The organism is Cohnella faecalis, assembly GCF_003570905.1.
Taxonomy (GTDB): domain Bacteria; phylum Bacillota; class Bacilli; order Paenibacillales; family Paenibacillaceae; genus Cohnella; species Cohnella faecalis.
Window position 1 is genome coordinate 80369 of record NZ_QXJM01000056.1, and the last position, 18795, is coordinate 99163.

13 protein-coding genes and 2 pseudogenes are annotated in these 18795 nt (G+C 55.2%); 8 read left to right on the forward strand and 7 right to left on the reverse strand.

Annotated features, from left to right (window positions below; all coding sequences use genetic code 11):
• Window positions 1-39: 39 nt before the first annotated feature.
• From D3H35_RS35210 to D3H35_RS28650, 3 genes and pseudogenes are all read left to right on the forward strand, one after another.
• Window positions 40-624 (forward strand): annotated as a pseudogene (locus tag D3H35_RS35210) (sugar-binding domain-containing protein); the annotation flags it as partial.
• An 11-nt stretch (window positions 625-635) separates the two neighbouring features.
• Window positions 636-3134: pseudogene (locus tag D3H35_RS35215) on the forward strand (glycoside hydrolase family 2 TIM barrel-domain containing protein); the annotation flags it as partial.
• A 112-nt stretch (window positions 3135-3246) separates the two neighbouring features.
• Window positions 3247-4695 (forward strand): M14 family metallopeptidase, encoded by a 1449-nt coding sequence (locus tag D3H35_RS28650; protein ID WP_119152503.1) that lies wholly within the window; start codon window positions 3247-3249, stop codon window positions 4693-4695.
• 1159 nt (window positions 4696-5854) lie between these two features.
• Here D3H35_RS28650 and D3H35_RS28660 read toward each other — a convergent pair.
• Entirely contained in the window at window positions 5855-6388 is a 534-nt protein-coding gene (locus D3H35_RS28660) for a type 1 glutamine amidotransferase domain-containing protein (protein WP_119152577.1), read from the reverse strand.
• Between the two features lie 195 nt (window positions 6389-6583).
• Between D3H35_RS28660 and D3H35_RS28665 the strand changes: the two genes are divergently transcribed.
• Window positions 6584-7408 carry a divergent polysaccharide deacetylase family protein gene (locus D3H35_RS28665; protein WP_119152578.1) on the forward strand — a complete coding sequence of 275 codons (825 nt, stop codon included), beginning with the start codon at window positions 6584-6586 and terminating at the stop codon, window positions 7406-7408.
• Here the strand turns inward: D3H35_RS28665 and D3H35_RS28670 are convergent.
• On the reverse strand, window positions 7380-8174 hold the full coding sequence (locus D3H35_RS28670) for an N-acetylmuramoyl-L-alanine amidase family protein (protein ID WP_233568224.1): 795 nt from the start codon (window positions 8172-8174) through the stop codon (window positions 7380-7382). The two genes, D3H35_RS28665 and D3H35_RS28670, sit on opposite strands and share 29 nt — an antisense overlap.
• 142 nt (window positions 8175-8316) lie before the next feature.
• Here D3H35_RS28670 and D3H35_RS28675 point away from each other — a divergent pair, with 142 nt between their 5' ends.
• The gene (locus tag D3H35_RS28675; protein WP_119152505.1) at window positions 8317-8544 is read left to right on the forward strand and encodes a YqzE family protein; all 228 of its coding nucleotides are present in this window, start codon (window positions 8317-8319) and stop codon (window positions 8542-8544) included.
• 7 nt (window positions 8545-8551) lie between these two features.
• On the opposite strand, the gene D3H35_RS28680 is transcribed toward D3H35_RS28675, so the two are convergent.
• From D3H35_RS28680 to D3H35_RS28690, 4 genes are all read right to left on the reverse strand, one after another.
• Window positions 8552-9439 carry a hypothetical protein gene (locus tag D3H35_RS28680; protein ID WP_119152506.1) on the reverse strand — a complete coding sequence of 296 codons (888 nt, stop codon included), beginning with the start codon at window positions 9437-9439 and terminating at the stop codon, window positions 8552-8554.
• A 177-nt stretch (window positions 9440-9616) separates the two neighbouring features.
• Complete coding sequence (locus D3H35_RS28685) at window positions 9617-10381, reverse strand: YqhG family protein (protein ID WP_233568225.1); 765 nt, start codon at window positions 10379-10381, stop codon at window positions 9617-9619.
• A complete protein-coding gene (locus D3H35_RS33845) occupies window positions 10378-10500 on the reverse strand; it encodes a hypothetical protein (protein ID WP_267901477.1) in 123 nt (40 codons plus the stop codon). Before D3H35_RS33845 ends, D3H35_RS28685 begins: the two co-directional genes overlap by 4 nt.
• Window positions 10497-12380: a DEAD/DEAH box helicase gene (locus D3H35_RS28690; protein ID WP_233568226.1), complete on the reverse strand. Its 1884-nt coding sequence runs from the start codon at window positions 12378-12380 to the stop codon at window positions 10497-10499. Before D3H35_RS28690 ends, D3H35_RS33845 begins: the two co-directional genes overlap by 4 nt.
• Before the next feature lie 295 nt (window positions 12381-12675).
• Between D3H35_RS28690 and D3H35_RS28695 the strand changes: the two genes are divergently transcribed.
• Window positions 12676-15300, forward strand: coding sequence for an adenosylcobalamin-dependent ribonucleoside-diphosphate reductase (locus D3H35_RS28695; protein WP_378125474.1), 2625 nt, complete (start codon window positions 12676-12678; stop codon window positions 15298-15300).
• Between the two features lie 257 nt (window positions 15301-15557).
• On the opposite strand, the gene D3H35_RS28700 is transcribed toward D3H35_RS28695, so the two are convergent.
• Window positions 15558-16223, reverse strand: coding sequence for a helix-turn-helix transcriptional regulator (locus tag D3H35_RS28700; RefSeq protein WP_119152508.1), 666 nt, complete (start codon window positions 16221-16223; stop codon window positions 15558-15560).
• A gap of 315 nt (window positions 16224-16538) precedes the next feature.
• On the opposite strand from D3H35_RS28700, the gene D3H35_RS31050 reads away from it, so the two are divergent.
• Window positions 16539-18092: an alpha-L-arabinofuranosidase gene (locus D3H35_RS31050; protein WP_158594338.1), complete on the forward strand. Its 1554-nt coding sequence runs from the start codon at window positions 16539-16541 to the stop codon at window positions 18090-18092.
• Window positions 18032-18484, forward strand: coding sequence for an alpha-L-arabinofuranosidase C-terminal domain-containing protein (locus D3H35_RS28705; protein ID WP_158594339.1), 453 nt, complete (start codon window positions 18032-18034; stop codon window positions 18482-18484). The genes D3H35_RS31050 and D3H35_RS28705 overlap by 61 nt, the downstream gene beginning before the upstream one ends.
• The last annotated feature ends 311 nt before the right edge of the window (window positions 18485-18795 follow it).

Below are 18795 nucleotides of genomic sequence, written 5' to 3' on the forward strand. Positions count from 1 at the left end.
GATGTTCGCTTTAGAGGAGACGGGAGGATGCTTAGGATGATGCAGGACGATAACAGGCCGGATTGGTCGAATTTGAACGTGCTGGAGAAGAACACGGTCGCTCCTCGCGCGGATTTGCTGCCCTACGGGGATTGGGAGTCCGCCCTCGCGCAAGACAGAGCGGCGTCGCCTCATTACGAATCGTTGAACGGCATATGGCGGTTTCAATACGCAGAGGCACCTGAACTCGCCCCGGCCGATTTTTACGAGCCCGGCTGCGAGGACGCGGAATGGGCGCTCCTGCCCGTTCCCGGCAATTGGCAAATGCATGGATACGGACGCCCCCATTACAGCAGCTGTCCTTATCCTTTTCCAATCGATCCGCCTAACGTTCCGGCACTTAATCCGGTCGGCTGCTACCGAACCGCTTTTCGCTTGAAGGACGGTTGGGATGCCCGGCGTATACGCCTTGTTTTCGACGGGGTCGATTCTTCCTTTCACGTGTGGGTGAACGGACTGCCCGTCGGGTACAGCCAAGGGAGCCACAATCAATCGGAATTCGATATTACCTCTTACGTTCGAGTCGGAGAGGACAACCTGCTTGCGGTTCGCGTGTACCAATGGTGCGACGGCAGCTATTTGGAATCCCAGGACAAATGGCGACTCAGCGGAATTTTTCGGGATGTGTATTTGCTGTCGCTGCCGGCCATTACCATTGAAGACGCTGCCGTGCGGACGATTCTGGCCGAGGGGGGCGCGAGCGCCGAGCTGGAATGGAAGCTTCTTCTGACGCAAGGAATAGCGGGCGATTATTCGTCGTGGAGGCTGCGAACGGTTGTGCTCGATGCCGAACGAGCGCCGGTGTTCGACCGTTATTATGACGGCTCGATTCAACCAGCGGAGGAAGATGGGCTCCGGCTGGCGATGTCGGAGACGATCCTGTCTCCCCGCACTTGGTCGGCAGAAGACCCGTATTTGTATACGCTGCTGCTTACGCTCTACGATGCGGAAGAAAAGATTCAAGAAGTGAAGGAGATCGCGGTCGGCTTCCGGGATATCGTCATTCGGGAAGGCCAACTGCTCGTGAACGGCGTTCCTATTATAATCAAAGGCGTCAACCGCAACGAGTTTCATCCGGTGAACGGCTATGTAACGACTTTGGAGGAGATGGTCGCCGACATTAAGCTGATGAAGCGGCATAACATCAACACTGTCAGACTGTCCCATTATCCGAACGATACGAGATGGCTCGATTTGTGCGACCGATACGGGCTGTTCGCCATCGACGAAGCGGATTTGGAGACGCACGGGTTTCATTTTATCGAGGATGAAAGCTATTTGAGCAAACACCCGGACTGGAAGGAAGCTTACGTGCAGCGGGCGCGGAAAATGGTAGAGAGAGACAAAAACCATCCGTCCGTCATTATGTGGTCGCTTGGCAACGAGTCGGGCTACGGTCCGAATCACGACGCGATGGCGGAGTGGATTCGGGAAGCCGATCCGACGCGCCCGATTCACTACGAGCGCGCATACGAAGCGGCCGTCGTCGATGTTGTAAGCACGATGTATCCTTCCGTCGACATGCTCGTCGCGGAAGGGAAGAAGAGCGATCCCCGCCCTTACCTGATGGTCGAATTCGGCCATGCGATGGGCAATTCGGTCGGCAACCAGAAGGAATATTGGGAAGCGGTTCATCAATACCCCGGCTGCTCGGCGGGCTGATCTGGGAATGGTCGGATATGGGCATCGTTCGGTATGCGGAAGACGGGAAGCCATGGTACGCCTATGGAGGAGATTTCGGCGACGAGCCTCACAGCGGTCCTTTTTGCATGGACGGACTGCTGTTTCCGGATCGCAGCCTCAAGGCGTCGATTCTGGAGTACAAAAAAGCGATCGAGCCTGTCGTTGCGGAAGCGGTCGATATGGCATCGGGCTTGGTGCGCATTCGCAACCGCTATCACTTCTTGACGCTCGGACATCTTACTGCCGAATGGGCGCTGATGCGCGAAGGAGTGAGAGTCGATGGAGGCATTCTGGAGCAATTGAATACGGAGCCGGGAGCATCCGAGACGGTGACGCTGCCGCTGGTACGGGAGACGATAGCTGCTGAGGGCGAGCATTGGATACACCTCCGGTTCGCGCTTAGCGACGATACGCTATGGGCGAACGCGGGGCATGAGGTTGCCTGGGCCGATTTGCTTTTGCCTGCAATGGAGCAGGAGACGGGAACAGAGCGTCTGGTGCAGGCCGCTGTCAAGGAGCCGCACCGAACGAAGGAACAAAGCCCGGCTCTGACGGTTACGGAGAACGGGAAGACGGCTGTTGCAGCCGGAGCCGACTTTCGAATCGTCTTCGACAAATTGACCGGCCGGATAACCGAATGGACTCGCGAAGGGAAGTCGTTGCTGCTCGCGGGTCCCAAGCTTAATGTATGGCGCGCGCCGGTCGATAACGACGTTCACTTGGCCAAAGAGTGGAAAAAAGCGGGTTATGATCGGCTGGTACAATTGGTGAAAAGCTTTTCGCTGGAACGAGAGGAAACTCGCCGCTGTCGCATTCGGGTCGAGCTTGTTCTGGGAGCGAGTGGAGAAGGCATCGCCTTCCGGGCCGAATTGAGCTATACCGTGTCGTCTGAAGGATGGGTAGAAATCGAAGCTTCCATGGAGTCGCTGAAGGATCTGCCTTCATTGCCGAGATTCGGCTTGGAATTAAGGATGCCGGCCGGGTACGATCGGTTGTCGTGGTTCGGCAAGGGCCCTCACGAATGTTACCCGGACCGCAAGGAAAGCGGCAAGCTCGGGTTGTATGAAGGAACGGTCATGGAGCAATTCGTACCGTACGTCAAGCCTCAGGAGAACGGCAATAAGTCGGAGGTAAGATGGTCGTCGGTCACGGATTCATCCGGAGCGGGCTTGCGCTTCGCTGGGGCTGCTCCGTTCGAGCTGAGCGTTCACCGTTTTTCGACGGAGGATATGACGCTTACCGACCATGTCCATCTGCTTACCGCGCTTGACGAGACAATCGTCAAGCTGGACGCGGGACAGAGCGGAATCGGCAACCATAGCTGCGGATATGCTCCGACATTGGATAAGTATCTTCTGCCTTCGGCAAAGGCCTATTTCAAAATGAGGCTGGAGTCGATAGCTGTTTCTCGATAGGCGCTTTCCTTGTGCGCGGCGGATAGGAAAAATTTAGGGGAAAAGAAGGGATTTCGTCAAATCGGGTCGAATGTAGTTTTTCGACTTCGAAAAAGACAGGAGAGTTTGCATGTTTTCCCTTATTCGTTCCGCCGATCGCCGTACTCGTCTTCATGCTGTCATTCTCGTACTATGCTTTTTGGCAACAACGTTGCTTCCGACGTCTTTCGCCGCATCGGCAGCCGAATCTCCCATTAATATCGTAGAGCCCAAGCAGACGTATACCTACGAAATAATGACTCGGGATATTAAGGCGCTGGCCAAGCAATACCCCGAACTAATCCGATACCGCTCAGCGGGAAAAAGCGAATACAACCGCGATCTGTGGGTGATGGAGGTCGGTCGCGGAGAGGCAACGGTGCTGCTTAACGGCTCCCATCATGCCAGAGAGTGGATTTCTACCATTTTGCTGATGGAGATGACGGAAAATATCGCTTTAAGCGACAAGAACGACTCGAAATGGGGCAACTATCGGATACGGGATTTGCTGGATCATGTGACGTTCCAAATCGTTCCGATGGTTAATCCGGATGGAGTCACGCTCCAGCAAAAAGGGCTGGACGCTTTTCCGAAGAAGGATCACGCGGCTTTGCTGAAAATGAACGGGGGAAGCCGCAACTTCAAGCGCTGGAAAGCGAACGCCAAAGGAGTCGACCTGAACCGTCAATATCCCGCCAATTGGGAGCAAATTAATAATCCGGCTCCCGGGCCGCATTATATGAATTACAAGGGCAAGAAGCCTCTTGAGGCGAAAGAAGCGCAAGCCATGTTCAAGCTGGCGAATGATACTAAGCCAACAGTCGCCGTTTCGTATCATTCGTCAGGGGAAATTTTGTACTGGAATTACAAGACTCCGGCGGCTAACGTTAAGCGGGATCTGGAGCTGGCGACTGACTTTTCCGCTATGACCGGCTACAAATTAGTCAAGCCCGTCGCTAAGCCTTCGGGCGGAGGCTTCAACGACTGGTTTATCCAGCATTTTGCCCAACCCGGCTTAACGCCCGAGCTAAGCCCGTCCGTCGGGGAAACGAGTGTGCCGTTGGCGAATTGGGACTCGATCTGGAAGAAGAACAAGAACGCAGTCTGGCTTGTAGGAACGACTGCTGTCAAGCTATCGATGGATAAGAAGCGTGCGACCGAGACGGCAGGCTGGATCGAGCTGAAGAAGGAGGCGACGGCATACCAATGGCCGATGTTGAATTCCGCAACGTTCGGCTTACTGGCGCCTGACTATTACGAAGTGACTCGTACGAAAGGCGATTGGATCGAAATTAAGACCGAAGCGGGTCTTCGCTGGATTTCGGACCGGAACAACCGGAAGCTGTCAGCCGACGAGATAGCGGCGCTGCTGAAGGAGCGGGAGGAGCCGGAAGCTGCGGAAGAGCCTGGCGGTTCGGTCGAGCCAAGTCCGACGACCTCGCCGGAGCCGTCGGCGAGCAGCGAGTCTGGAGCGACTCCGGCTTCGTCGGCAAGCCCGGAGACGAAGGAAAACGCGGAGCCGTCGGCAATAACGCCGTAATCGGTGTAAATGAAAGTTAACAACGAGGCTATCCCGAAAGGTCTGTAAAGACCTTAGGGATAGCCTCGTGACTTTAGTCGAAAGTGTGTGCGGGCGGGCAACAGTGGTACGAGATCCCACACATTCGGCGGAAAGTGTGTGCGGGCGGGCAACAGTGGTACGAGATCCCACACATTCGGCGGAAAGTGTGTGCGGGCGGGCAACAGTGGTACGAGATCCCACACATTCGGCGGAAAGTGTGTGCGGGCGGGCAACAGTGGTACGAGATCCCACACATTCGGCGGAAAGTGTGTGCGGGCGGGCAACAATGGTACGAGATCCCACACATTCGGCGAAAAGTGTGTGCGGGCTGGCAACAGCGGTACGAGATCCCACACAATCGGCGGAAAGTATGTGCGGGCGGGCAACAGCGGTACGAGATCCCACACAATCGGCGGAAAGTGTGTGCGGGCGGGCAACAATGGTACGAGATCCCACACATTCGGCGAAAAGTGTGTGCGGGCTGGCAACAGCGGTACGAGATCCCACACAATCGGCGGAAAGTATGTGCGGGCGGGCAACAGTGGTACGAGATCCCACACATTCGGCGGAAAAGGTGTGCGGGCGGGCAACAGTGGTACGAGATCCCACACATTCGGCGGAAAGTGTGTGCGGGCTGGCAACAATGGTACGAGATCCCACACATTCGGCGAAAAGTGTGTGCGGGCTGGCAACAGTGGTACGAGATCCCACACATTCGGCGAAAAGTGTGTGCGGGCGGGCAACAGTGGTACGAGATCCCATACATTCGGCGAAAAGTGTGTGCGGGCGGGCAACAGTGGTACGAGATCCCACAAATTCGGCGGAAAAGGTGTGCGGGCGGGCAACAGTGGTACGAGATCCCATACATTCGGCGGAAAAGGTGTGCGGGCGGGCAACAGTGGTACGAGATCCCACACATTCGGCGAAAAGTGTGTGCGGGCGGGCAATAGTGGTACGAGATCCCACACATTCGGCGGAAAAGGTGTGCGGGCGGGCAACAGTGGTACGAGACCCCACAAATTCGGCGGAAAAGGTGTGCGGGCGGGCAACAGTGGTACGAGATCCCATACATTCGCCAGAGAAAGCGTGCGGACGCGCAACAGTGGTACGAGATCCCATACACTCAAGCTATGGCAAATTAATAGGCCGCGACGCCGATTCTGCGGATGATGGCGTCGATGAAGGCGGGCTCGTCCTCCGGCTTGCGGGACGTAATGAGGTTGCCGTCTTCCGCGACTTCCCGATCGACGAACGAGGCGCCCGCTTGCGTGAGCTCCCCGGCAATGCCGGGATAGCCGGTCAGCGTCTTGCCCTTCGTTAGTCCGGCAGCGGCCAGCACCTGAGGACCATGGCAAATCGCCGCAATCGGTATTCCGAGCGAGTCGGCTTCGCGAACGAAATCGATGATCGATTTGTTATCCCTGAGAATGGCCGGAGACTGGCCGCCGGGAATGACGATCGCGACGTAGTCGCTCGCTTTCGCCTCGTGCGCGGCCAGATGCGAGGTGTACGTGATCGTTCCTTGCTTGCCGCTGAGAGAAGCGCCTCTTTCAAGGCCGATAATAACCGCTTCGGTGCCATTTTCCGTCATGGCGTCGTAAGGGTTTTTCATCTCGGAATCCTCGAAGCCGTTGGCGAGCAGGAACGCTACTTTTTTTGTCATTTGTTTCATCGGATGCACATCCTTTCTAGCTCTACCGATAACATACCCGAACGGAGCGGCCGTCAATCGTCGACAAACCGTCGACTCCAGTAACGCCGGAAAATCGATTTTCGGCAGCGGCGCTCTTCGGCACATATTTTTTCCTTCTTTAGCCAAACTAGTAACATTGCGGCTAATGCAGAGAGAAGGATGATCCGGATGAGAATGAAAAAATGGCAACCGATTTCGATAGCGCTGGTCGGAGCATTCGCCTTGGCGGCTCAAGCTTTTGCGGAACCGTCGGAGCGGCCGCAGAACCATTCCGGTCAGCAATCGGAAGCGCGTCGGCAAATCGCCGTCGTCATCGACGATTTCGGCAACAACATGAAGGGAACGCAGGAAATGCTGGACTTGCCGATCAAGCTGACGGTAGCGGTTATGCCCTTCCTGCCGACGACGAAGCAAGACGCCGAGGCGGCTTTCGCCAAAGGCCATGACGTTATCGTTCATATGCCTATGGAGCCGATTAGCGGGAAGAAGAGCTGGCTGGGGCCGGGGGCGATCTTGACCGACTTGCCCGACGCGGAAATCCGCAGGCGCGTCGAGGCCGCGATCAAGGAAGTGCCGCATGCGGTCGGCATGAATAATCATATGGGCTCCAGAGTGACGGCGGACGCGCGGGTTATGAGGATCGTACTGGAAGTGTGCAAGGAGCACGGGTTATTTTTTCTCGACAGCCGCACTTCGTTCCGAACGGTCGTGCCGAAGGTCGCCAAGGAGGTTGGGTTGCAGGTGCTCGGCAACGACGTATTTCTCGACGACGTGTATTCGAGCCGTCATGTGGCGAAGCAAATCGCGATCATTCGCAAATTTCTGCAAAGCCATCCTACGTGCGTCGTAATCGGCCATGTCGGCTCTCCGGGCCTTGTCACTTCGGGAGCGCTCAAATCGGCTATTCCGGCCTTGAAATCGGAGGCCGAATTCGTAAAGGTGTCGCAGCTTCTCCCGACGCCAGTCTTGCCTACGGAGCGAAAGAACGATACGCGATAATGCCGTTCGCAATCGCTTCGGCGATTCGCGTCTGGCCGCGCGGGTTCGTGAGCATCTCGCGATCTCTCGCATCGCTTAAGAATCCCGTCTCGATGATGACGGACGGCGCTTTTACGGCGTTCAGAACGTAGAATCGCCCTTCGTCCCGCGCTGCTCCCCGCGCTTTTTGCTGCTTGTTGAGGCTGTCCTGAAGGAAGGATGCAAGCAAGGAGCTGCGTCCGTCCTTCCGGTGCAGTACTAACGGGCCCCTGTTATTGCCGCGCTTGGACCAATTGACGTGAACGCTGACGAAAATGGAGGCGGCGATGTCGTTCGGCAGCGCGCTCCGCTGCGACAAATCGCGGCGATGGCGGGATCTCGTAGCGTGCCAGCGGTTCTCCTCGCTAAGCGCATAATCTCCGGTCCGGTTCAGCACCGCGGCGATCCCTTTGCTGCAGAGGAGCAGATAGAGCTTGCGCGAAATGGCCAGATTAATATCTTTTTCCAAAATCGTTCCGTAATGCGTGCCTCCGTCGATTCCTCCATGTCCCGCGTCGATCAGCACGTCGGCCGACGGCATCGCTCTGCGAATGTCGGGAGGCGCGGAGTTTGCCTTGTGTGCCGGTGTTTTGAAGGACCCGGCTCGTTCCAAACGAACCGATGCCGACGCGGCGCCGGAGGCTGTTCCTGCCGGTAAGCCCCCGATGACGATAATCGTCGCCACAGCCAATAACACCGCTATTCCGCGAGTGCAGGCGCATCCGCTTTTTATTCGTTTTTCCCCCATGGTTGATCCCTCCGTCTTTCCGTTCCTCACCGGTTTATCGTGGCACATAATCGCTTTTCTCATGCAAGCGAAGGGAATGGAGTTTGACCGCCGAAGGAATGGGGCATGCTATCCTTATACCGAAACCGGGAGGCGATCGAAAATGAGCGACGGATCGGATCTGCTGAAATACGTTACGCAGAGGGTAGTCACCTACATGGACACGCCGGCGGAAGGGCAATCGCGGAAGGAACGGCGCAAGCGCAAGGAGCCGTGGGCGACGAGATGGTTCGGGCAGCTGCTGCCGCTCGGCATCAGCCTGTGGTGGAACGGACGCAAAAGAAACAAGCCATACCCGCCGGCACGGCTCGTGGAGCGAGAATTGGATTAAGGCGTGATTAGCGGTAAAAGAGACCGAACCGGGACAGCGTATCCATGGGAATGAATCTCGTTCCTTGCATATCGAGAGCCAGATCGAGACGGCCGCTTGTCCATCGTTGAAAGCCGACGACAGGCAACGCATACAGCATGGCGTCTCCAAACGGCTCCGATACATATCGAAGGTGCAGATTACTGCGAATGCGGTTCTGCACCTTTTCGCTTTCCCGAACGGAAAAAGGCTTGTCGCCGAGCAGCCAAGGAAGCCTTTCGTAAGGATCGAACGTTTCACGAATCGTCAGGCTTGCGACTTTGACTGCGTTGGAGACCGTTGGCGGCTTATAGGTTGCCGTGCCGAATTTTGAATTCCAAGCTTTGCCGTCGATAGGGATGAGTTCGCCTGTCTTTGCGTCGAGCCAATACGTATCTTCGCCGGCGGTAACTTCCCATACGGCCGCGAGGGGATGAGCGTAGTGGCGCGCGACGGTTACCGGAACGGCGCGCCCGGCGTCCTCCAGCAGCAAACCGTTCTCCTTCAATGCCTGACGGAGCAGCGATTCGGAGAACAGCACGTCAGGACCGGCGCCGTATTCGCCAAGCTGGAACGTGCCGTCTTCGGCGGCGTTCACGACCAAATAGCCGACAGGCTTTCCGTTTGCGCTCAGCGTAACGAGCCAGCCGTGCGTTCCGGGACCGATCGGCTGTATTTCGGGCACCGCTTTTTCCCATGCCGCAAAGGCGGATTGCCGGGACAGCTCGGCTACCCACTGTTTGACTTGAGCGTCAAGCTTGCCGGCATGCCCGTCGGAACCGGCATGGACGGCCGACAAGGGAAGCAGGGAGACGACAAGGGAGAGGAAAGCCGCCGCCGCAAAGGCGCGCAGACGGCGAGTGCTCGGTTGAGCCATGGCGCATCACCTTCTTCGATATGGATTAGGTTCGTTGCAAGGACGCTGGACAAGCCTGAACAAGCTCCTTCCATTGTGACGGACGGTCGTCGTAAAGGGTGTTGGAACGTGTCAGTCGGGCGGGCGCCTCGCCGGTTCTTTTTTTGCCGACCGGACGCGAACGGACTCGGCAGGACGCTAATCGATGCCGGGGAGATGAAAGATACCGCAATTCATGACGGATACGGTCACGCGCGGACGGTATTGCCAATCGATCTCCGCTTCGCGATGGCGGAAACGGCCTTCAAGCAAAGCTTTCTGCTCCTCGTCGTCCTTGGAGCGCTCGATCATCGGCTCGTAAAATTGCCGAATGCGATGAAGCTCGTCCTGACGCCGATCCTCGGCTTCCTTCGCCCAGGAGAAGTCACTCGACTTTAGCCTTCTTTCCAGCGATTGCTCAAGCTGGGTCATTCCTTTGCGCAAGGAAAGGCCGTTCTTAAGCAGATGAATATTGGAAGGCAGACGGGGAGTAAGCCGCTTTTCTCCGAGCCGTTCGAGAAATCTCTCGTCGATGATCCCGGTTGCGAGCGAGATGCCCCAGCCGTACAGTTCTTCCCGTTTCATATCGCACTCATACCCGACCTTGAAGTTGGCCCCGAGCCATGCCGTATACGGAATAGAGCCGAGAGCGCCAGGCCGTTCCCCGCGCGGCGGCTCCTCGAACAGAGTCAGACATCGTCCGTACTGCCGGACGGCATCGAACAGGGACAGCATTCGGCGAGAGCCGAAGTAGGCTTCCTCGCGGACGATTCTGCCCGTCGGCGTCATAAAATATTGCAGCGGCGTCGATGGAGCTCCCGCATCCGGAGGAGGGGACTTCTCGAACATCCATGTGTACGTCATCGTCTCCGGCTCGGCGCCGGTGCGATCGACGAAGCTCCAATAATAGGGCCGATTGGTCAATGTTCGGTCCGCGTCCGGGACAGCTTCACCGTCACGTGCGTCGGACTTTTTTCGATAATGCGGCAGCCGGTCGATTCAAGAAAGGAAAGCACGAATTTTTGAACCTGCTTCGTGTTCATGTCGGGTTCGTCTCCTGATGCAGCTGATTGCGGGTTTCCAGAAGCTTGTCGCCGAGCCCATCGATTTTTTTTCGCAGGTCGTTTTCGTCGGCCGATTCCAGCACCATTTTGGCGAGTCTCTTTTCGAGAGCTTCTTCTTTTTCCATCCGTTCCACGATTTCGTCCAGCTCGCCGATGACCATCTCGAACATATTGATCTTCTCGTGAAGAAGGTGGACGATATGCTCTTCGATCGTACCGCTCGTACACAGATTGAAAATTCGCACATCCTCCTTCTGTCCGAGCCGGTGCACGCGTCCGATCCGCTGCTCGACCCTCATCGGGTTCCAAGGCAGATCGAAATTGATAATATGGTGGCAAAATTGCAGGTTGATCCCTTCGCCCCCGGCTTCGGTAGCGATCATGACCTGGGCGCGGCGGCGGAATAAATCCATCATCCAGTCCTTTTTGCCGCGGTTCATGCCGCCTCGGTAGGTGACGGCCTGCAAGCCGCGCTCTTTGAAAAAACGAAGCAAATATTCCTGCGTCTGACGGTATTCCGTGAATACGATCGTTTTGTCGCCGATTTGCTCGATGAGCTCCATCGTTTTCTGCGCTTTCGTGTTCGCTTTGATGTTCTTGATGAGCTCGACAAGCTCCCAGATGCGGGCGCGAAGAGGGGAATCCTCTTCGGTCTTCTTGAACAGATTGATAAGAGTCAAAAAGACGGCGTCCCTGCTTGAGCATACTTCGCGCTGGAGCGTTACGAGCGACAGCATGCTGGACAAATCGCCTCTTTCCGTCTGCGCATGCTGGCGGACGTAGTTGGTGACACCGTCGTACAGCGCCATCTCTTCGGGAGAAAGCCGCAGCGGGACGTTGGTGACGAACCGCTTCGTGAACTCGACGCCTCCGTCGCTCCGCCGGTTGCGGATCATCACCTGACTGAGCGTTTCCTGCAGCTTGTCCTCGTTCTTGGCGACGCGGCGATCCGCGACGTAATTGGCGGCGAAATCTCCTTCTCCGCCAAGCTGGCCCGGCTTGAGCAGCGTTATGAGATTATATAGCTCGCTCAAATCGTTCTGGACGGGAGTCGCCGTAAGAAGCAGGCAATATTTTTTGCGCAGGTCGCTGATGAATTGATAATTGCCCGTCCGCTTGTTCTTAAGCTTGTGGGCTTCGTCGACGATGAGCATGTCGTATTCGCCGTCCAGCAGCAGCGAGCGGTGTGGGTCCCGCTTGGCGGTATCCATCGATGCGACGACGATGTCGCTCGCCCATTGGTATTCTTTTTTTTGCGCGATCGCCGGGATGTCGAATTTTCCGTTCAGCTCTCTCACCCATTGCAGCACCAAAGAGGCGGGCACGAGGATGAGCACCTTCCGGACGAGTCCGCGAACGAGATATTCCTTCAGCACGAGCCCGGCTTCAATCGTCTTGCCAAGGCCAACCTCGTCGGCGAGTATGGCTCGTCCGCGCATATCGTGAAGAACTTTGCGAGCCGTCTCCGTTTGGTGAGGAAGCGGGGTGAAATGAGGAAGCAGACGCAAGCATTGCAGCTCGTGAAAATCGCTCACTTTGCTCGCTTCCTCCGCCTCCCACGCCAGCTTGTACATCGTCCAATCGTCCCAAGGTCCGTTGCGCTCCACCCGCCGTTCGAGATCGTCGAAAGCGCCGCGATCTACGCGAAGCTCCACCAGCGGATGGATCAGCCGCGGCGGGTAGTCGGAAGCGGCAGGCGTGAAGGTGAAGTCGGGGGGAGGCTTCTGCTCGAAGCCGGTTCCGGTCTCGGGAATGTCGCCGGCTATCGGCTGCTCGGCGGCTTGGGAGAGTCGCTCGGATGCGGCGGAAGCCGCGCCGGACGGCATGCCGGCGGATTGGAAGAAGGGCGGGCGCGTCATAAAGGCTATGTTCCTCCTCGTTGGTTCGTTTGCCATTTTCTCTTAGTATGGGCATTCGGTCGGCATTCCAATCGAAGGGGAAAATAGGAGACAGGATGAGCATTCCGTGCGTAAGCGGAGCATCGCCCGGATCATGCTCGGAAATGACCGAATAGTCCTGTAGAAGATCAATATTTCGTATAGTATAATGATGGTTAAACTATATCTTGTGATTTTCTGGTTGCTTGAAGAGAAGCGCAAGGACTTAAGAGCGCTCGTTGGGACTCATTCTTGACTATTCGGGAGGTTGTTTCGGTTGGATACGAAGACGGTGCAAGGGCAGCGCTTGACGGGACTTAGCGAAAAAATATTTTTGGATCGATACGCCTGGAAGAACGCGGATACGGACGCTACGAAGGTAGGCGACGTTGTCCTCGTTCTGACGAAGGACGACCCGAAATTTCCGGCCAAGGAAGTCGGAGAAGTAGTGAAGCGCGAAGGGCGGCACGTAACCGTGAAGACGCGCAGCGGCGAGCTCGTGGAATCGACGGTCGAGAAGCTGACCTTAACGATAGAGAAGACCCCAGAGGAAATGTGGACGCGTCTGGCCGGAGCTATGGCGTCCGTCGAAGCGTCCCCGGAGAAGCAGGCGGAATGGTCGGAGAAGTTCCGTTGGCTGCTCGACGACTGGAAGCTTGTTCCCGGAGGCAGAATCGCGGCGGGTGCGGGAGCCAGCGAAGAGCTTACTCTGTTCAACTGTTACGTTATCCCGTCGCCTCATGACAGCCGCGGGGGCATTATGGAGACTTTGTCCGAGATGACGGAAATTATGTCGCGCGGCGGCGGAGTCGGAATTAACTTGAGCTCGCTCCGTCCACGGCGCTCGATCGTTCGAGGCGTCAACGGATCGTCCAGCGGGGCGGTATCCTGGGGCGGCTTGTTCAGCTACACGACCGGGCTGATCGAGCAAGGCGGCTCGCGGCGCGGCGCGCTTATGCTCATGATCAACGACTGGCATCCCGACGTCGTCGATTTCATTACCGTCAAGCAGACGATGGGCCAAGTGACGAACGCGAACCTGTCGGTATGCGTAAGCAACGGGTTCATGAAAGCCGTCAAGGAGGATTTGGACTGGGAGCTCGTGTTCCCGGACACTTCGGATCCGGAATACAACGAGCTTTGGGACGGCGATCTGGACAAATGGAAAAAGCTCGGTAAGAACGTTATTCCCTATCGCACCGTTCGCGCCCGAGAAGTGTGGCATACGATTATCGAGTCCGCCTGGAAATCGGCCGAGCCGGGCGTCGTTTTCATGGAATATTACAACCAGATGTCGAACAGCTGGTATTTTAATCCGATTATTTGTACGAATCCGTGCGGAGAACAAGGACTTCCCGGCTGGGGCGTCTGCAACCTGTCGGCGATCAACCTGTCGCGGTTCTACGACGCCGATCGGCACGATGTCGCTTGGGAGGAGCTTGGCAAGGTCGTTCGATATTCGACCCGGTTCCTCGACAATGTCATTGACAAGACGCCGTATCATTTTCCGGAAAACGAAGCGAACCAGAAGAAGGAGCGCCGCGTCGGGCTTGGCACGATGGGATTGGCCGAGCTGATGATCCGTCTGGAAATCCGTTACGGCTCGCCGGAAAGCATGGAGTTCCTCGACAAGCTGTACGGGTTCATGGCGCACGAAGCGTATCTCGCTTCGACTGAAATCGCGGCCGAGAAAGGCTCGTTCCCCGCGTTCGATGCGAATAAATTTTTGCAAAGCGGCTTCATGAAAAATATGACGAAGGCATTCCCGGAAGTCGGAGAAGCGGTTCGGAAACGCGGCATGCGCAACGTCACCGTCATCACGCAAGCTCCGACCGGTTCGACCGGTACGATGGTCGGCACGTCGACGGGCATCGAACCGTACTTCGCGTTCGAATATTACCGTCAGAGCCGGCTTGGATTTGACAAGCAGCTTGTGCCGATCGCTCAGGAATGGCAGGACGCTCATCCGGGCGAGGAGCTGCCGGAGTGGTTCGTCACGTCGATGAGCTTGTCTGCGATGGATCATATTCGCGCGCAAGCGGCTATCCAGCGCTGGGTCGACTCCTCGATTTCGAAGACGGCGAACTGCCCGGCCGACTTCACGGTCGAAGAAACGAAGGAGCTGTACGAGAAAGCGTTCGAGCTCGGCTGCAAAGGCGTCACGATCTATCGCGACGGCAGCCGGGACGTTCAGGTGCTTAGCACGGCGAAGGATGAGAAGAAGGAAGAGACGGCGAAGGGAGAGTCGTCGAAAGATGAGGCTGTTAAGGCGGAGCTGGCCACCGAAGCCGTTCCGGCCGCTGGCGAGTCTGCCGTTGCAACGCTGGATCGGACGTTGAACGCGAGCGTTACGCCACAGCAAGCTCAAGTGTTCGACAAGCAGTATAGAAGCCGCCCGAAAGTGCTGCGCGGAGCGACGTACAAGTTCAACACGCCGTTCGGCATGGCCTACATTACCGTTAACGACATCGACGGCACGCCCGGTGAAATTTTCCTCAACGTGGGTAAGGCGGGCTCCGACGTGTTCGCGATGGCGGAAGCGCTCGGCCGCGTCTGCTCGCTGTTCCTTCGATACGGCGATCACGGCAACAAAGTGCAGTTGCTGATCAAGCACTTGAAAGGGATCGGAGGCTCCGGAGCCGTCGGCTTCGGCCCGAACCGCGTCGAATCGATCGCGGATGCGGTCGCTCAGGCGCTTGAGCAGCATGCGGGGATTGGCGACGCTCCTCATGAGCATGCAGCAGCGGTTGAGTCGGCGACACCGTTGATTAGCGCGACCATCGACAAACTGTCGAAGCCTTACACGTCGACGGATCTATGTCCGTCCTGCGGCTCGGCCTCGTTGATCAACGTGGAAGGATGCAAGACGTGCTCCAGTTGCGGGTATAGTAAGTGTTCTTAGAGTGGTTTGTTTTTTAGAAATTGTGTGTTGTGTCATCGCTTATAAATTCGCGCGTGTGGCGGAATTGGCAAACGCACCAGACTTAGGATCTAGCGGGTAATCGTGGGGTAACGAACGAGCTCTTAAGATTAAACAATCTTAAGAGCTTTTTGTTGTCCAACTACTTGATTCAGTTAGTCAAATGATCGTCAAGCTCCTCTCCTATGTTGTCTTAAGAAGGCTGAGGCACTGAGACTCAGCTCATTGTTCCATCCGCCTTATGGATTCTGTCCCCCTTTGTTAGCTCTATACTCGCTTGGCGTAACGGCCGTCGCCTTCTTGAACTGACGCATGAAGTGAATCTCGTTATTGTACCCGCACATTTCCGCAATTTTTTTGACAGCGATATTCGTGGTCGAGAGTAAGTATTTTGCATGCTCCATGCGACTCGCAATGACATCGTCTATGGGGCTGACCCCAAAGAATCGCTTGTACAGATGCTGAAGATTCGACCTGCTCATCGTTAGTTCGTGCGACATCTCCGCGATCGTCCAAGGCTTGAAAGGTTGATTATAAATTTTGGAACGTATGATGGACATTTTGTTGTAATTGCCGTTGGCGATATCGAGGCTGCAGTCATGAATTTTGTTGCTCAGTTTTATGAAGAACAGCTTAAGCAATAACCCGATCGTTTCGGATTTAAATCGGTTCGAGGCATAGGTTTCATAGCTTAACTGGTTGACCATCAGAGACAATTCGTGCAAGTCACCTATGGGAACGGGACGGTTCCGGGGGATTTCCAGACCGTTGAGGAATGCCTGATCATCCTTGTCCGGTTTAAAGTGGAACCAGTCATTCGTGAATACAGAGTTATACGATCGATACGATTGGGGGAACGATTCGTCATAAAGGATGAAGGAACCGGGTTCCGCGATTTCGTCCACAGCGCCGATTGTAAATAGAGCAGGGTTTTCAACAAAAGAAGCAAGCAGTCTCCGGATCCAAATGGTCGGTCAATATGAAAGTCGGCATCGTGGCTGTGGTTGTATCCAATATTGACGATATGCATGAATACCTCCGCGTAATTAATTGGTTTAATTATAAAATCAGGCCCCTTTTCTGTAAATTAATTTGCACAATAAGTTAGTATATGTGGAGTATGCGTGATTGTTTATACAGCGTCTCTTCCTTAAGCTTAGATTGTACCCAAATGAAAAAAGGCACTAACGAAGGGCAATCACGATAAGGAAGGTGACTTCATGAAATTGCGGTTGACGAAACAGCTTGGCGCGCCGATCAACAAGGGGATGTTCGGTCTCTTCTTTGAGGACATCAATTACGGATTGGATGGCGGCCTTCACGCGGAAATGATCGAGAATCGTTCTTTTGAGTTCGTCCAAACGAGGGGCAGCCATCATAAATACGAGGAAATGTTCGACGGGCTATACGGATGGAGTGCTTATCCGGAGCAAGGGAACGGTGCGACACTCGCGATTCGCTCCGATAGACCCCAGAACGAGGTCAATTCGCATTATCTGGCGTTTACGGCATCGATGGCGCAGCTCGCAGTCGCCAACAAAGCGTTTGAAGGCGTATGCTTGAACAACAATTCGACCTACCGTGTTCGCTTCTACGCCCGAACCGAAGACTATGCCGGCAGCATCGAAGCTCTTGTAATCAAGGACGGCCATGTTGCGGCCTGTGTCGTCGCAACACCATCGGTGAGCAAAGACTGGGTGCTGTATGAAGCGAATTTAATCGCTAGGCACGGAGTTACGCACGGGACTTTCATGCTCAAATTGGAGAGACAGGGTACGGTTCACTTCGATTTTATTTCAATGATGCCTTCCGACGCGGTCTTAGGATTGTTCCGTCGGGATTTGGTTCAATGGCTCAAGGAGATGAAGCCCGGCTTCTTGCGTTTCCCGGGCGGATGCGTGGTTGAAGGACATTCGCTCGCGAATCGATACCAATGGAAGCATAGTGTCGGGCAAGCAGAAGAACGGAAGCCGCTTGGCAACCGTTGGGCGCTTCGAGGCTGTGCGGAAGAGAACGAATATACGGGTCCGTATAGCCGGTATAATCAAACGCTGGGCATCAGCTATTATGAATATTTCCTCTTATGCGAATACCTGGGTGCAAAGGCAATCCCCGTTGTAAGCGTGGGCGTAGCTTGTCAATTTCAATCTACGGAGATGGTTTCCGTAGAAGACCCGGCATTCCAAACCTATATTGACGACGTACTCGACTTGATTGAGTTTGCAAACGGGCCGGTTGATTCGATATGGGGGAGCGTCCGAGCGGAGATGGGTCATCCCGAGCCGTTCGATCTGGAGATGATCGGAATCGGCAACGAACAGTGGGAGACGGAGAAGGTCGATTTCTTTCGAAGATACGAGCTATTTCAGAAGGCGATTCATCAACGGTACCCGTCCATAAAGATTATCGGATCAGCAGGACCGGACGTTAACTCGGACAAATATGAGGCTGCGTGGCGTTATTATCGTGAAAAGTCGGAGGAAAATCCGGATTTTGTATATGCAGTGGACGAGCACTATTACGTGAAGCCCGAATGGATGTTCGAAAACGTAAATTTTTACGATCAGTACCCCAGGAATATCAAGGTGTTCGCAGGCGAGTTTGCGGCACATCACAGCAACGGCATGAATATGCCGGAATTGAACAACTGGGGTGCGGCTCTGGCGGAAGCCGCCTTCATGACGGCCTCGAGAGGAATGCGGACGTTATCGTATTGGCCTCGTACGCCCCGCTTTTCGCGCGGCTTCGGTATGCGCAATGGTCCCCGAATATGATCTGGTTCGACGGCGAGCGATCCTATGCAAGTCCCAGTTATTATATTCAGAAGTTATATAGCACACAGATCGGAACGCATCTCTTGCAGACGATCGCCGACACAGAAGAGATTCCGTTCGTTGTTTCTTACGATCGCGAGGCCGGAGCGCTCTTCATCAAGCTCGCGAATCCACTCGATCGAAACGTCAGTGTGAAGATCGAATCCGATTTCTCGTTAGCCGATCAAGGAGAAGTCCAGGTTATACAAGCCGACGAGGAGGAAGTGAACTCCATCGAATCGCCGCGCCGCGTTGCGCCGATAACTTCCGCGTTCGCATGTTTTGACGGGATGGAGTACGAGGTCGGCGCCAAATCGTTTCATGTACTGAAAATATTCCGCAAAGATAAATAATTCGCTCGAATCGACAGAACAACTCACAAGCACGACGCTTGTGAGTTGTTTGTGTTGGAAGCTCTATCGCCCGAAACTCCGAAGTTGAGCAGCATGGTTTCGATAGAGCAGCTAATAGAAATTCAAGTTTTATTGCAAAGCAGTCAACGCTAATATAACTGGTGTCGAACGAGTGATTTAGAGTTGTCCACAAAAAGCATAGTATGACTTCTTCCCACTTGACAAAGCTAAGAATCACCCGTAATATCTAAGTGTGTCCGGGCACACTATGAAATTTTTCTGCAGCCTTCATTTTTTACAAAGCTTTGGAT